Annotated in this window: 13 protein-coding genes; 4 read left to right on the plus strand and 9 right to left on the minus strand. The window is 68.1% G+C overall.

The features are described from left to right. The first annotated feature begins 3 nt into the window (after positions 1-3). From D3874_RS08555 to D3874_RS08570, 4 genes are read left to right on the plus strand one after another with little or no spacing between them, the layout of a single operon-like run. Positions 4-726: a lysophospholipid acyltransferase family protein gene (locus D3874_RS08555; protein ID WP_158595901.1), complete on the plus strand. Its 723-nt coding sequence runs from the start codon at positions 4-6 to the stop codon at positions 724-726. Further along, a complete protein-coding gene (locus D3874_RS08560) occupies positions 723-2,006 on the plus strand; it encodes a 3-deoxy-D-manno-octulosonic acid transferase (RefSeq protein ID WP_119777714.1) in 1,284 nt (427 codons plus the stop codon). The genes D3874_RS08555 and D3874_RS08560 overlap by 4 nt, the downstream gene beginning before the upstream one ends. Then, entirely contained in the window at positions 1,993-2,979 is a 987-nt protein-coding gene (gene lpxK / locus D3874_RS08565; protein ID WP_119777715.1) for a tetraacyldisaccharide 4'-kinase, read from the plus strand. The genes D3874_RS08560 and lpxK overlap by 14 nt, the downstream gene beginning before the upstream one ends. Before the next feature lie 50 nt (positions 2,980-3,029). After that, entirely contained in the window at positions 3,030-3,812 is a 783-nt protein-coding gene (locus D3874_RS08570; protein WP_119777716.1) for a 3-hydroxybutyrate dehydrogenase, read from the plus strand. A gap of 116 nt (positions 3,813-3,928) precedes the next feature. On the opposite strand, the gene eutC is transcribed toward D3874_RS08570, so the two are convergent. The 9 genes from eutC to D3874_RS08615 form a co-directional block, all read right to left on the minus strand. Then, positions 3,929-4,711 (minus strand): ethanolamine ammonia-lyase subunit EutC, encoded by a 783-nt coding sequence (gene eutC / locus D3874_RS08575; RefSeq protein WP_233559882.1) that lies wholly within the window; start codon positions 4,709-4,711, stop codon positions 3,929-3,931. Continuing rightward, entirely contained in the window at positions 4,708-6,108 is a 1,401-nt protein-coding gene (locus D3874_RS08580) for an ethanolamine ammonia-lyase subunit EutB (protein ID WP_119777717.1), read from the minus strand. Before D3874_RS08580 ends, eutC begins: the two co-directional genes overlap by 4 nt. A 125-nt stretch (positions 6,109-6,233) precedes the next feature. Beyond that, a complete protein-coding gene (locus D3874_RS28455; protein ID WP_158595902.1) occupies positions 6,234-6,647 on the minus strand; it encodes a hypothetical protein in 414 nt (137 codons plus the stop codon). Between the two features lie 92 nt (positions 6,648-6,739). Beyond that, positions 6,740-7,165, minus strand: a complete 426-nt coding sequence (locus D3874_RS08595; RefSeq protein ID WP_119777719.1) for a hypothetical protein — start codon at positions 7,163-7,165, stop codon at positions 6,740-6,742. 201 nt (positions 7,166-7,366) lie between these two features. Continuing rightward, positions 7,367-8,545: a vWA domain-containing protein gene (locus D3874_RS08600; RefSeq protein WP_119777720.1), complete on the minus strand. Its 1,179-nt coding sequence runs from the start codon at positions 8,543-8,545 to the stop codon at positions 7,367-7,369. A 10-nt stretch (positions 8,546-8,555) separates the two neighbouring features. Further along, complete coding sequence (locus D3874_RS27900; RefSeq protein ID WP_147385583.1) at positions 8,556-9,260, minus strand: hypothetical protein; 705 nt, start codon at positions 9,258-9,260, stop codon at positions 8,556-8,558. Between the two features lie 9 nt (positions 9,261-9,269). Further along, on the minus strand, positions 9,270-10,121 hold the full coding sequence (locus tag D3874_RS08605; protein WP_119777721.1) for an AAA family ATPase: 852 nt from the start codon (positions 10,119-10,121) through the stop codon (positions 9,270-9,272). Positions 10,122-10,225: 104 nt separating this feature from the next. Next, positions 10,226-13,429, minus strand: coding sequence for a caspase family protein (locus D3874_RS08610; protein ID WP_119777722.1), 3,204 nt, complete (start codon positions 13,427-13,429; stop codon positions 10,226-10,228). Continuing rightward, positions 13,426-14,544, minus strand: a complete 1,119-nt coding sequence (locus D3874_RS08615; protein WP_119777723.1) for an SH3 domain-containing protein — start codon at positions 14,542-14,544, stop codon at positions 13,426-13,428. Before D3874_RS08615 ends, D3874_RS08610 begins: the two co-directional genes overlap by 4 nt. Between the last annotated feature and the right edge of the window lie 7 nt (positions 14,545-14,551).

Consider the following 14,551-nt stretch of genomic DNA (forward strand, 5'->3'; position numbering starts at 1 on the left):
GGCATGCCGCTGGGCAAGCGGCTGGCCAAATCCCGTTTCGTCCAATGGCTGCTGCCGCACCTGATCGGCCTCTATATCCGCTTCGTGCGCGCAACCAGCCGCTTCACCGAGGAGGGACCTGGCCTGGCCGAGATGCTGGGGCGCTGGCACGGGCATCAGCCCTTCGTGCTGTGCTTCTGGCATGGGCGGCTGATGATGATGGCGCGGATGCGCAACCGTAACCTGCGCATGATCCATGTCCTGATCTCGACCCATTCCGACGGCGAGTTGATCGCCCGTTCGATCGAGGGCCTGGGCTTCAGCACGGTGCGCGGGTCGTCCAAGCGTGGCGGCTATGCCGCCATGCGCGGCCTGGTCGAGCTGATCGGCAGGGGCGACAGTGCCGCCTTCACGCCTGACGGGCCGATCGGCCCGCGCATGCGGGCGCAAGGCGGCGCCATCAGCGCCGCCTCGATGGGCGGCATCCCGATCTATCCCATCGCCGTGTCGACCAGGCGGGGCCCCATGCTCGATAGCTGGGACCGTTTCCTCCTGGCGACCCCGTTCAACCGCGGCCTCTATATCGTGGGCGAACGCCTCGACGTGCCGCCCGATCTCGATGACGACCAGTTCGAGACCCATCGGGTGGCATTGGAGCGCGCGCTCAACACGCTGACGGCAGAAGCCGACCGGCGCATGGGGCGCGACCTGGTCGAGCCCGCCCCGGCCAGGCGCCGCCGCACGTGACGCCGGCGCTGTATCGCCTGCTGACCTGGGTGGCGACGCCGTTCGTCCGGCCGCTGCTGGAACGCCGCCGCCGCCGTGGCAAGGAAGACGCGGCCCGCCTGCCTGAACGCTTGGGCTACGCCGGCCTGCCCCGGCCGGCGGGGCCGCTGGTCTGGATCCACGGCGCCAGCGTCGGCGAGGCGCAATCCGTGCTGGGCCTGATTCGCCGGCTTGCCGGTGGCACGCCGGCGGTATCGGTGCTGATGACCACGGGGACGGTGACCTCGGCCAGCCTGATGGCGTCGCGCCTGGCTGCCGGCGCCTTCCACCAGTATGTCCCGGTCGACCAGCCCCAGGCGGTCAGGCGCTTCCTCGATCACTGGCGCCCCGACCTCGCTCTGTGGGTGGAGAGCGAGCTGTGGCCCAACCTGGTGCTCGACACCAACCGGCGCGGCGTACCCATGGCCCTGATCAACGGCCGCATGTCGCAGGCCAGTTTCGAGGGTTGGCGCAAGCGGCCGGGCCTGATCCGGCCGATGCTGGACTGCTTCCGCTTCGTGCTGCCGCAATCGAATGTGGACGCCGCGCATTTCACCGCCCTGGGCGCCGGCGACGTTCGCACCCTGGGCAACCTGAAATTCGATGCCCCGGCCCTGACCGCCGATCCGGCAGCCCTGGCGCAACTCGCCGCCAGCATGGACGAGCGGCCCCGCTGGCTGGCCGCCTCGACCCACGCGGGCGAGGAGCTTGCCGCCGGCCGCGTTCACGCGGCCCTGAAAGCCCGCGTGCCGGGCCTGCTGACGATCGTGGTGCCGCGCCACCCGGAGCGTGGCGAGGAAGTCGCCGATAGCCTGGCTGCGCTGGGCCTTACCGTGGCCCGCCGCCGGTCCGGCGATGTGATCACCGGTGATACCGACATCTACCTGGCCGATACGCTGGGCGAGCTGGGCCTGTTCTACCGGCTCTGCGCGATCAGTTTCATCGGCGGCAGCCTGGTGCCGCATGGCGGGCAGAATCCGCTGGAGCCGGCGCGGCTGGGCAATGCCATCGTCACCGGCCCGCACATGGGCAACTTCAGCGAAACCCTGGGCCTGTTGAAGGCCGGCGGTGCCGTGGTCGAAGTGCCGGACGAGGCCGGCCTCGCCGCGGCCGTCGAAGCCCTGCTGTCCGACGAGGACCGGGTCGCCGCACTCGCCGCCGCCGCCAGGGCCGTGGCCCTGCAAGGCGACGGCGTGCTGGACCGCGTGCTGGCCGCGCTGAAGCCGCTGGTCGACGAGGCGGCGTCTCGTGCGCGCCCCTGATTTCTGGGCCGGCCCCGGCGACGGCGGCTGGCGCGCTTGGCTGTTGTCGCCCTTGTCGCGGCTGTGGACCGCGGTGACGCGGCGCCGGCTGGCACGGGCCCAGCCCTTCGATTGCGGCATCCCGGTCATCTGCATCGGCAATGTGACCGCCGGCGGCACCGGCAAGACACCGGTGGCCCAGGCGGTCGCCCGGCGCCTGATCGCGCGCGGGCTCAACCCGCATTTCCTCTCGCGCGGCTATGGCGGGTCCCAGGCCGGGCCGCTGCGGGTCGGCGACGGCCATGACGCGGCGGCGGTGGGTGACGAGCCGCTGCTGCTGGCCGGCGTGGCGCCGGCCTGGATCGCGCGCGACCGGGTGGCCGGGGCCCGGGCGATCGCCGCGGCCGGGGCGGACGTCATCATCATGGACGACGGTTTTCAGAACCCCGGCCTGGCCAAGAGCCTGGCCGTGCTGGTGATCGATGCCGGCGCCGGCCTGGGCAACGGCCGGGTGATCCCGGCCGGGCCCCTGCGCGAGCCCTGGGCCGATGCCCTGGGCCGGGCCGACGCGGTGATCATCAACGGCACCGGCAATGCCCCGGTGCCCGACAACGGGGCCGTCCCGCTGTTGTTCGGGCGGGTGCAGCCATTACAGCCCCGGGCATTCGCGACCAGGCCGGTATTCGCCTTTGCCGGGATCGGCCGGCCGGCCAAATTCTACGACACCCTGCGCGCCATGGGCGCCCGCATCGCTGGAACGCGGAATTTTCCCGACCATCACCCTTACACGGTGCCGGAAATCGAGGCGGTCCTCGCCGCTGCCGGCGCGGCGGGTGCGGTGCCGGTCACCACGGCCAAGGACGCGGTCAGGCTGCCGTCAGCCCTTCGCGACAGGGTCGAGGTGGTCGATATCGCCTTTGTCTTCGAGGACGAGGCGGCGCTGGACCGGCTGCTCGACCAAGGTCTTGTCGATCCGGTCTCGAAAACGCCATGACGCGGAGTCATGCTGCAACGGCGTAGGGCAGTCTTTCAAGGAGTTCAGTCATGCTCAAAGGGCGTAGTGCGATCGTTACCGGTTCGACCAGCGGCATTGGCCTAGGGATTGCCCGGGGCCTGGCGGCCGCCGGGGTGAACATCGTCATCAACGGCTTCGGCAAGCCGGAAGACATCGAGGCGGAGCGGGCAAAGCTCGAGACGGAATTCGGCGTCACCGCGATCTATTCCCCCGCCGACATGACCAAGCCCGCCGATATCGCCGGCATGGTGACGGAAGCCGAGGCCAAGCTGGGCTCGGTCGACATCCTGGTGAACAATGCGGGCATTCAACTCGTCAAGCCGATCGACGAATTCCCGATCGAGAAGTTCGACCAGATCATCGCCATCAACATGGTCAGCAATTTCCATGCGATCCGCGCCGCCCTGCCGGGCATGAAGAAGCGCAACTTCGGGCGTATCATCAACATCGCCTCGGCCCACGGCCTGGTGGCCTCGCCCTTCAAGTCGGCCTATGTCGCGGCCAAGCACGGCGTCGTCGGCATGACCAAGACCGTGGCCCTGGAAGTGGCCGAGACCGGCATCACCTGCAACGCGATCTGCCCCGGCTTCGTCCGCACGCCCCTGGTCGAGGCGCAGATCGACGATCAGGCCAAGGCCAACAACATGCCCAAGGAGAATGTCATCCGCGACATCATCCTGGCCTCGCAGCCCAACAAGCGCTTCGTCGAAGTCGAGGAAATCGCCGCCCTGGCGGTGTTCCTGTCGGGCGACCTCGCCCAGTCGATCACCGGCACCTCGATCTCGATCGACGGCGGCTGGACCGCGCGGTAGGGCAATACACGCAAACACACAGCGTCATTCCGGCGAAGGCCGGAATCCATTCTGGGGCAGCGCGCGACGTCTCAATGGATCCCGGCCTTCGCCGGGATGACGCCGAGGGAGGTGGGTCAGGGCTCGTCGATGAGCAAGGCGCGGGTTTCCGCCTCGAGGGCTGCGCCCGACTCTTCCTTCAGCTCGATGCCCGTTAATTCCCGCTGTAACGCCTCGCGGGCGAGCCAGGCGATCTTGTAGGCGGCATCGGCGATCTCGAGGCCGCCGCGGCGGATGTTCGAGACGCAGTTGCGCCTTGAATCCGGGGTGCCCGGCCGGGGCTTGTAGGTGATGTAGCAGCCCAAGGAGTCGGCCGCCGAAAGGCCCGGCCGTTCGCCGATCAGCACGATCACCAGGTCGGCACCTAAGGCGCTGCCGATGGGATCGCCGATGGCGACGCGGCCCTGTTCGGCCAGGACCACTGCATCGATCGCGAGGCTTGACCGCAGGGCATCGATCACGGCCAGGGCATTGGCCTCGACCGCGGCGGCCGACAGGCCGTCGGCGATGATGACGGCGATTTTGGCGGTGCCCAGGGCTCGCAGCCCGGCAAGGTCGTCGGGGGCCAGTTCCCGCCCCAGGTCCGGCCGGCGGACATAGGTGGCCCGGTCGCCGGCCCGGCTGCGCACCCGGGCCGCTGCCAGGCCGCGGTCGCGCACGGCGGCTTCCAGGGCGGCCATGTCGACCGCCGACCAGACGGCGTCGCGGGCGCGGGCATGGTCCAGGGTGAATTGCAGGTGCGCCTTGGTCGGCAGGCCGGCGCCGGCGCGGCCCAGGGCCACCCGGGCGGCGGTGAAGCGGCGCAGGTATTCGAGCGAGGGCGTGGCCGGGATGATCGCGGTCGGCAGGTCGTCGCTCACTCCGCCGCCTCCAGCCGGCTGGACAGGGCGGCCAGTGCGGGGCCAATGGCCACCGGCGCCGGCTTCAGGCCGCCGGCGGCGTCGGTCAGGCCCACCTGCGCCAGCCAGGCCTCGAATTCCGGGGCCCGGCGGCGGCCCGTGACCTCACGGGCGCACAGGGCGTCGTGGTAGGACAGGCTCTGGTAGTTCAGCATCACATCGTCGGCGCCCGGCACGGTGATGACGAAATTGACCCCGGCATTGACCAGCAGCAGGAGCAGGCCGTCCATGTCGTCCTGGTCGGCGTCGCAATGGTTGGTGTAACAGACGTCGACCCCCATCGGCAGGCCCAGCAGCTTGCCGCAGAAGTGATCCTCGAGCCCGGCGCGGGTGATCTCCTTGCCGTTGTAGAGGTATTCGGGGCCGATGAAGCCCACGACCGTGTTCACCAGCAAGGGCTCGAAGCGGCGGGCGACGGCATAGGCCCGCACTTCCATGGTCTGCTGGTCGACGCCGTGGTGGGCATTGGCCGACAGGGCGCTGCCCTGGCCGGTCTCGAAATACATGACGTTGCGCCCGACCGTGCCGCGGCCCAGCGACAGGGCGGCATCCTGTGCTTCGCCCAGCACCGCGAGATCGACGCCGAAGCCGGCATTGGCCGCCTGGCTGCCGGCGACCGACTGGAAGACCAGGTCGACCGGCGCGCCCTTTTCGATCGCCTTGATCGCGGTGGTGACATGGCCCAGGCAGCAGGTCTGGGTCGGCACGCCCAGGCGCTGGCGGACATCGTCCAGCAGGCCGACGACGCGGCTGTAATCCTGCACGCCGTCGGTCGCCGGGTTGACGCCGATCACGGCATCGCCGGCGCCCAGCAGCAGGCCGTCGATCAGGCTGGCGGCAATGCCGCGGCTGTCGTCGGTCGGATGGTTGGGCTGCAATCGGGTGGCCAGGCGGCCGGGCAGGCCGATGGTGCTGCGCAACGCGGTGACCACGGTGCACTTGGCGGCGACCAGCACCATGTCCTGGAGGCGCATGATCTTGGACACCGCCGCGACCATTTCGGGCGTCAGGCCGGGTGCCAGGGCGGTGAGGGCGGCCGGCGTCGCCAGCGGGGAGAGCAGCCATTCGCGGAATTCGCCCACGGTCATCGAGGCGATGGGGGCGAAGGCGTACCGGTCATGGCTGTCGACGATCAGGCGTGTGACCTCGTCGATCTCGTAAGGCACGAAGGTCTGGGTCAGAAAATCGGCAAGCGGTGCCTCGGCAAGCGCCATCTGTGCCGCAATTCGGTGCACCGCGCTGCCGGCGGCAAGGCCTGCCAGCTCATCGCCCGACCGGCGCGGCGTGGCCTTGGCCAACAGGTCGCGCAGGTCGGCAAAGACCCAGTTCGTGCCGTCGAGGAAGATGGAATAGGCCAAGGACGCGCCCCTTTCCGCCGTGAATACGAACGCATGGGACCATGGTGGGCCGTGCCCGCCGCGATCCCGTCGCTCATATTGCAGTGCAAGAAAAGGGCCAGCCGGCCCCTACATCGCCCGCTTGCCTACATCGCCCGCTTGAAGGTCATGGCCGAGCCGTCGGACTCGACGAAGCGTAACAGGCCGTCCGTGCCCACCTCGATCTTCGCCGGGCCGCCGGGGGCGGGCTGCTGCTTCTCGTCGAGGCAGGCGGTGTATTTGATTTCCTGCGCCGTCCCCCAGGTCCAGTCGCAGGTGATCGATTGCGGCCCCATCAGCACCTTCATCTTGCCGCCCTCGAACACCACCGCCGAGTCGCCGAACGAGGCCAGGATATCGGCGGCCTCCTTGGGGCTTATGGTCTTGGACGCCGTCAGGCTGACCAGGCTGGTTTCCTTGTCGACGGCCCAGCGCCCGGCGATTTCGGGTTCGGCCCAGGCGGGGGCGGCGGCGAGCGCGGCCGGGACCAGGAGGGCGAGGAGGGAGCGACGGAGCAGCATGGTAGACCTTCATCTTAGGCAATGAGCCAGTGTCACACGGGCTCCGCCCGATCGCCAGCCCGACGCGCGGGGCGGTGCCGCCGCTTGCCGGACTATTTGCGGCGGAAAACGATCGCGTTGCCTTCCGCCTTGTTGATCAGGTACAGGGCGCCGCCCTTCAACTGGATGGCTTCCCGCTCGGGGTCCAGGTCGTTGGGCTTGCCCTTGCTGTTCAGGCAATTCTTGGTCACGACCTCGTCGTCCTTGCCCCAGGACCAGTCGCATTTCGTGACGTCTTCGCCGGTGTTGGCCTCGAGCTGCTTGCCGACGAATTTCAGCGAGAACTGCTGGCTCATCTTGCCCATCTCGTCGGTCATGGCCTTGAGCTGGTCGGGCGGCAGCGGCTGCTTGGCGGTCATCAGCTTGACCGTGGCCGGCACGTCCAGGTTCCAGGTGCCTTCCAGCTTGGCATCGGCCGACGCCACCGCCGGCACCGCCCACAAGGCAAAGGACAGGGCAAGGGCGGTACGGAACTTCATCGCGAATCTCCTGACATCACCGCCTCGCGGCGGCACAGGCGTTTCCATTAGGGAAGAAATGCGGCGGATGTAAGAGGGTTTTCCCACCGCCCCAGATTCGTCATTCCGGCGAAGGCCGGAATCCATTGAGACGTCGCGCGCTGCCCCAGAATGGATTCCGGCCTTCGCCGGAATGACGATTGGGGATAGGCCCGCCGGCGGTCAGCGGCGCAGTTCGCGGGCCGCGGCGTCGAGGCCGCCGAGGGTGAGCGGGAACATCCGGCCTTCCATCAACTGGCGCATGACGTTGATCGAGCCGGTATGTTCCCAGTGCTTTTCCGGGATCGGGTTGAGCCAGACGGCGTGGCTGTAGATGTCCAGCAGCCGGCGCATCCAGACTTCGCCCGATTCCTCGTTCCAATGCTCGACCGAGCCGCCGGGATAGACGATCTCATAGGGGCTCATCGAGGCATCGCCGACGAAGATCACCTTGTAGTCGTGGGCATAGGTGTGCAGCACCTGCCAGGTCGGGATGGTTTCGGTGTGGCGGCGCTTGTTGTCCTTCCACACCCGCTCGTACATGCAGTTGTGGAAATAGAAATATTCCAGGTGCTTGAACTCGCTGCGCGCGGCCGAGAACAGCTCCTCGCACAGGCGGATATAGCTGTCCATCGAACCGCCGACGTCGAGGAACAGCAGGACCTTCACCTTGTTGTGCCGCTCGGGCACCATTTTCAGGTCCAGCCAGCCGGCATTGTTGGCCGTGGCGCGGATCGTGCCGGGCATGTCGAGTTCGACATCGGCGCCCTCGCGGGCGAATTTGCGCAGGCGGCGCAGGGCGACCTTGATGTTGCGCGTGCCCAGTTCCACGGAATCGTCCAGGTTCTGATACTCGCGCTTGTCCCATACCTTGACCGCGCGGCCGTGACGGCCCTTGTCCTGGCCGATACGCACCCCTTCCGGATTGTAACCATGGGCGCCGAAGGGCGAGGTGCCGGCGGTGCCGATCCACTTGTTGCCGCCCTGGTGGCGCTCCTTCTGCTCCTCCAGGCGCTTTTTCAGCGTCTCCATCAGCTTGTCGAAGCCGCCCAGGGCCTCGATCGCGGCCTTTTCCTCCTCGGTCAGAGTCTTCTCGGCCAGCTTGCGCAGCCATTCCTCGGGGATCTCGGCGGTGCCGTCCTCGGCGATCGACTCGATGCCCTTGAAGACCGCACCGAAGACCTTGTCGAACTTGTCCAGGTTGCGCTCGTCCTTGACCAGGGCGGCGCGCGACAGGAAGTAGAAATCCTCGACCTTGTAACTGGCAACGCCCGCCTTCACGGCCTCGATCAGGGTCAGGTACTCGCGCAACGTGACCGGTATCTTGGCCTTCTTGAGCTCGTAGAAGAAGTTGATGAACATCGCTTCCTCGCTATTGGCCGATGGTGCGCGCGGCGGCGAGCCATGCTTCGCTGCCGGCGGCAGACAAATTCTCTTTGATTCTGGTCGGGCCACTTGCCCGAACCATGATGACCCATGGATTAGCATCAGATAGATACAGCAAGGAATAGAGCTTGATCTCCTGATCGGGAAACGTCCAAGCATCAATAGTTGGTGAGTGAGTAGTACCATCGATCGAAGCGATGCTTGGGGCCGCAGGAGGGCGTACAACACCGGCGGCTGGGTGCGCGCGCAAGACTTCCATCCTGGCTGCTTCGGCATAGTCTCGATAGCCGGTTGGTCTGACAGAGTCGCTGGGTTTAACCATGTAAAGCGTTACCGCACCGCCTGGATAATTTCCGTAACCACAGGAGACATCCGTACCCGTCGACTTTGTCCCTGGATAAACAATCAGACGGGTGAGGGGAAACTCCTTTAGCGACCGTGGGCAAACGACGCGGCTCTGGCGGTGACGGATGCCGTCGCCGACAAGCTGGAAGACATCGCCGTTCTTGCTGATCAGCGGATCGGTCGGCGTGACGGCCTGGGCCGGCGATGCGATCGCGGCCAGCAGGAGAAGGCTGGCAACGGCAGCCTGCGTCCTTCGAGACGGCCCTGCGGGCCTCCTCAGGATGAGGAGGGTTTTTTTGGCATGAAGACCCTCCCCATTCCGAGAAGCCACGCGGGGCGCGGTCATCTTGTGGCCTCAGTTCGTGCGGTCGCCGCGCCGGGCGAGGAAGGCCAGGCGCTCGAACAGGTGCACGTCCTGCTCGTTCTTCAGCAGGGCGCCGTGCATCGGCGGGATCAGCTTCTTGGGGTCGCGCTCGCGCAGAATCTCAGGCGTCAGCGATTCCGCCATCAGGAGCTTCAGCCAGTCGAGCAGTTCCGAGGTCGACGGCTTCTTCTTCAGGCCCGGCACTTCGCGGATTTCGTAGAAAATCCCCAGGGCTTCGCGCACCAGCTCGTGCTGGATATGGGGATAGTGTACGTCGATGATCCGCTGCATCGTCTCCTTGTCGGGGAACTTGATGTAGTGGAAGAAGCAGCGGCGCAGGAAGGCGTCCGGCAGTTCCTTCTCGTTGTTCGAGGTGATCATGACGATCGGGCGCTGGGCCGCCTTGATGGTCTCGCGCGTCTCGTAGACGTAGAATTCCATGCGGTCGAGTTCCTGCAACAGGTCGTTGGGGAACTCGATATCGGCCTTGTCGATCTCGTCGATCAGCAGCACCGGGGCGGGGGCGGCGGTGAAGGCCTCCCACAGCTTGCCCTTGACGATGTAGTTGCCGATGTCGTGGACCTTCTCGTCGCCCAACTGGCTGTCGCGCAGGCGGCTGACGGCGTCGTACTCGTAGAGGCCCTGCTGGGCCTTGGTGGTCGACTTGATGTGCCACTGGATCAATTCGCGGTTCAGCGAGGTCGCCACTTCCTGCGCCAGCACGGTCTTGCCGGTCCCAGGCTCGCCCTTGATCAGGAGCGGGCGTTGCAAGGTGATCGCCGCATTGACCGCGACCATCAGATCCTCGGTTGCGACGTAGGACTCGGTACCGGTGAACTTCATGGAAGGCGTGTCCTGTTTGATGGGTCTTCAATCGATGACGGTTCAGTCACGGAAATAGAGGCCGTTTTAAATGAGCAAGCAAGATGCAGCCGTTTTCCGTCGCGTCAGCCGCCGCTGCCGGCGAGCCTGGTCAGCGGGAAAAGGTCCGAGCCGGTGAAGAACCAGCGCGGGCTCTGCCGGTGGCCGTTGCCCACCTGGCGCGCCAGGTCGGGCACTTTCACCTTGGCATATTCGCCGATTTCGAAGATGTCGACGATGCCGTCGCGGTTGCCCCGGGCCTGGGTGTCGGCCTCGCCGCCCAGGCCGTTCATCAAGGCGCCGGTGAAGACGCCGTGGCCGTTGATGCCGTCCAGCGCTTCCTCGCGCGAGGCGGCGCCGGCCAGGATGAAGCGGCCCGAGGCGCGCACCAGTTGCCGGCCCGTGGTGTCGTTGGCGGTGTCGCGGATGACCGAATCCTCGACCGCCAGCAGGCCGGCGAAGCAGGTGTCGAGCACCACCGCCGCACGCCAGGCCCGCAGCTTGGACAGCATGCCGATGATCTCGTCCTGGCTGACCCCCTCGGCCTGGATCGCCTCGCGCGATTTGACCGAGATGTCGTAGGGCAGGAAGTAATAGCGGCCGTCGATCGGCACGCCGTGGCCGGCCAGGAAGATCACCGCGGTATCGTCAGGTCCGGCCTGGGCCGCCAGGGCGTCCAGGGCCTTGAGGACTTCGGCCTTGGTCGCCCGCTCGTCGGTCAGCAGGGTGACCTGGCTGGCGCTGCCGCCCAGGGCGGCGGCCATGCCCTCGGCATCGGCCACGGCATTGGTAAGGGGCGGAATTTCCGGCGAGCGGAAGCGGTTGACCCCGATCGACACGACAAAGACCCGGCCGCCGGCGACCGCCGGATCGGCGGCGCTTGCGGCGCTCGTCCCGGTGCCGGGGGCGGGGCCGGTGCCGGTCGGCGGGGTCGGATCCGTGGTCGGCGGCGTCGTCGTGGTGCCGCCCAGCCCGCCACCCAGGCCGCCGCCCAGGGTCCCGCCGGTCGGCGGCGGGGTGGTCTCACCCCCGGCCACCGGGCCGGTGGGCGGCGGGGCCTCGCGCTCATAGGTCAGGGTCACGACGGGCTGCTTGGACTGGTCGACCTCGATCTCGCCGACGCCGTTGAAGGCCGACAGGCGCAATTCGTTGGGCCCCTGGCCCAGCGAGACGACACGCTCGCCGCTCTGCTCGCCGCCCACCGTGGCGGTCGAGCCGGCGCCGCCCTCGACCACGGCGCCGTTCAGGCGCACCACCACCCGGCCGATGCCGCCGCCCTGGTCGGCCGCCTTGAATTTCAGGCGGACCTGCTCGGTCGTGATGATCAGGGCATCGCCCGAACGGCCGCGGTCGCCCGGCGCCGGGCGGCATTTCTCGGCCGCGCCGGCCTTCACCTCGCAGATTTCGGTGATGGCGATCGAGGGCGGCAGGCCGCGGTCCATGACCGCGACGACGCCGCCGATCTTGGCCGCGGTCGAGGCAATCTCGCTCTCGCCCGACCGGCGCAGCTTGGCGACGACCAGGTCGCGCCGGTAGAACACGGAATAGACCTGGTCGACCGAAACCCATTCGGCGCCCTTGGGCTTGCCGTCGGCGACCACGTTGACGACATAGCCGAACAGTTTCTCGCCCCCGGTCGAATGGTCGAAGAACCCCTCGACCGTGGTGCTGACCCAGCGCTTGCCGTCGGCATGGGGGAAGAAGCTCAGGGCCTGGCGGCCGGTCTCGAGGTCGAACCAGCGGATCGTGCCGTCGCCCAGCCCGGCGACCACCCAGCCGGCCTGCTCGGCGACCGACACCGCCCAGACCGGGCTGGCCAGGTCGGCCTTCCACAGTAGCTTGCCGCCCTCGAACAGGCGCAGGCCAAAATCGGTGCCCAGGGCCAGGCGCTTGCCGCTGGCGGTGAAGACCGCGCTGCGGGCAAGCTCGTTGGGCTTCATCGGGATGGGCTTGCCGTCCAGCTTGGGCGCGGCGCTGTTGCGCCAGTCGGCCAGGCGGTCCAGGCCGGCCGGCGCGGGCGGCCGGGGCAGGCCGTCGGCCGACTTGAACTCGCCCGAGATCAGGTCGAAGACCACCGGCCGGTTGCCGCCGCGCGACAGGCCGAAGCGCACGGTCGCGCCGTCCGGTGCCACCACGAAGCTGCCGTCCACCTGGTCGCGGAAATCGGCGGTGGCGCGGTCCAGCTTCAGGCCGGGGGTGCCGGCCGCATCCAGGGTGCCCCAGGCCGGATCGGCCGCGCCGAAGGCGATGCCGCCATCGGGCAGGGGGGTCAAGGCCAGCACCGTGTCCAGCGAGACGGGCACATCGGTCGGCGTGCCGCCGGCCAGCGGCCAGCGCCGCACCATCTTGGCGCTGTTGGTCGCGCCATAGGTGCCGGCGGCCAGCACGGCCTTGCCGTCGGCCGACCAGACCACGGTCGAGAGATGGCCGGTGCGGGCGCCGTCGCCTTCCAGGAAACGTTCCAGCTTCAGGCTCCGCCCGTCCAGGATGGCGATCTTGTCGCCATTGAGGAAGCTGACCGCCAGCTTGCTGCCGTCGGGCGAGAAGGCGACATCGAAGGGCTTCACGTCGCTGGGGGCGGAATAGATGCCGACCCGCTTCAAATCGGGGCTGTAGAGGCGGACGGTGCCGTCGAGCGAGGCCGCCGCCAGCCGCCCGTCGGGCGCAAAGACAACCCGAGTGATCGCATCCTTGTAGTCGGCATCGGCCAGGGTGGCGCGCTGGCCGGCCATGTCGACGATGCGCAGGCCCTTGGCATCGTTCACGGCCACGGCGAGGCGCAGCTTCTTGGGGTCGGTATCGGGCGAGAAGGCCAGGTCGTTGATGGTGTCGGCGGGCGGCTCCGACAGGGCGATGCGCCCGGCCCAGGCCTGCTTGTCGACGCTGAAGAAATAGATGCTGGCGGTGCCGTCGGTCGAAAAGCCGGTATTGCCCGCGACCGCGATGAAGCCGCCGGAGGGGGAGACAGCGATGGCGTGCAGGGCGCCTTCCGGGCCGCTGGCCACGGGCACCCGCAGGGTGGCGTTCAGCCTGCCGGAATCGAGCGACCACAGGCGGACGGTCTTGTCGTCGGATACCGTGGCGAGCTGGCCGCCCTTGACCACGGCCATGGCATTGATCGCGGCGCCGTGCATGCCCGTTTCCACCTCGGGCTGCGGCACCACGGTGAAGCTGGAACTGGGCCTCGGCGATGACTGGGCTTGGACCAGCACCGGAGTCGAGACGGCGACGGCCGCGGCGATGATCGCCGCGGCCGCGAGGGTGAGGCGCCTGTAAGGCGTTGGGGTCATGCCGCCGGTCTGGTGATCAGGGCCGGGTCCATGGTGATCGGCTGCTCGAGCTCGAAGGTCGTGCTGCTCAGCATGGTGCGCGATTCGGCCGCGTCGTCCGCCAGGGCGCGCTGCTTGATCGCATTGGTCTCGGCCAGTTGCACCACGCCGCTGGCGCTTTGCGCCGGCGGCGCTGCCGCGACCGGCTCGGCCCGCGAGGCGACGGCCTGGGTGTCGCCCCGGTACTTGTCCTGGGTGACGAGCAGGCTGGCGGAAACGAAGCCGGGGGTGCCGTCGGCCAGGCGCACACGCATCCAGCCGCCCGAAACGCCGGTAACCTCACGCGCTTCGACCACTTCGCCGGCCTTCAGGCCGCCGATCTGGCGCGAGCTCGTGCTGGGCAGTTCGCGCACGCGGGTCGATTTGCTGGCCACCAGTTGGCGAATCGGGCCGGTGACCTGATAGCTGGAGGTGACGGGGGCCGGGGCACGGGCGCGGGGGTCGAACGAGGAGATTTCGGTCGCGGCGTAGGTGTATTCGCTGCCCCGCTCTTCCATCTTGGTGCTGACGCTCTCGGCGTAGCTGACTTCCCACTCGAACTTGGTCTTCACGTCGGCCAGCTTGGCCCGCGCCTGGTCGGCGTTGATACGGCCGGCCTTGTAGTCGGCGCGAATCCGCTGGGCTTCGGCGGTGCGGCAGGCCCGTACCGCGCGGAAGGCCGATGTGGTGCGGTCGATCTGGCTATTCTCGGTCGCGAGATCCTTGTAGACGCCCTGGACCAGGACGGTGCGGTCGGTATTGGCTTCGGCCTTGGCGGTGTAGTAGCCGGCGGCGGCCCCCGCGACGGCGCCGACACCGGCACCGATGGCGGCACTCTGCGCATCGCCGCCGATGAGGAGGCCGGTCAGGCCACCCAGGACGGCACCACCGATCGCGCCTTCGATCATCGCCTGGTTGAAATAGTCGCCGATGGCCGTGAGCTGGCCGCGCTGGCTGCTGCACGGATCGTTGGCGGCGATCTGGCCGCCGGGGGCGGAACTGTCGGGCACGCAGGCCGCAAGGCTCGGCCCCAGGAGCAGGCTCACGGCCAGCAACGCGGGCAAGCGGCGTTTCTTTTGGGCGGCTGTCGCCAGCATGATTTGG

Origin of the sequence: Oleomonas cavernae (assembly GCF_003590945.1) — a bacterium.
GTDB classification, from domain to species: domain Bacteria; phylum Pseudomonadota; class Alphaproteobacteria; order Zavarziniales; family Zavarziniaceae; genus Zavarzinia; species Zavarzinia cavernae.

Bases quoted from the DNA above. Each gene is read 5' to 3' on its own strand.
- D3874_RS08555 (WP_158595901.1), top strand. From the start codon at position 4: ATGCCGCTGGGCAAGCGGCTGGCCAAATCCCGTTTCGTCCAATGGCTG.
- D3874_RS08570 (WP_119777716.1), top strand. From the start codon at position 3,030: ATGCTCAAAGGGCGTAGTGCGATCGTTACCGGTTCGACCAGCGGCATT.
- D3874_RS28455 (WP_158595902.1), bottom strand. From the start codon at position 6,647: ATGCTGCTCCGTCGCTCCCTCCTCGCCCTCCTGGTCCCGGCCGCGCTC.
- D3874_RS08595 (WP_119777719.1), bottom strand. From the start codon at position 7,165: ATGAAGTTCCGTACCGCCCTTGCCCTGTCCTTTGCCTTGTGGGCGGTG.
- D3874_RS08600 (WP_119777720.1), bottom strand. From the start codon at position 8,545: ATGTTCATCAACTTCTTCTACGAGCTCAAGAAGGCCAAGATACCGGTC.
- D3874_RS27900 (WP_147385583.1), bottom strand. From the start codon at position 9,260: ATGACCGCGCCCCGCGTGGCTTCTCGGAATGGGGAGGGTCTTCATGCC.
- D3874_RS08605 (WP_119777721.1), bottom strand. From the start codon at position 10,121: ATGAAGTTCACCGGTACCGAGTCCTACGTCGCAACCGAGGATCTGATG.
- D3874_RS08610 (WP_119777722.1), bottom strand. From the start codon at position 13,429: ATGACCCCAACGCCTTACAGGCGCCTCACCCTCGCGGCCGCGGCGATC.
- D3874_RS08615 (WP_119777723.1), bottom strand. From the start codon at position 14,544: ATGCTGGCGACAGCCGCCCAAAAGAAACGCCGCTTGCCCGCGTTGCTG.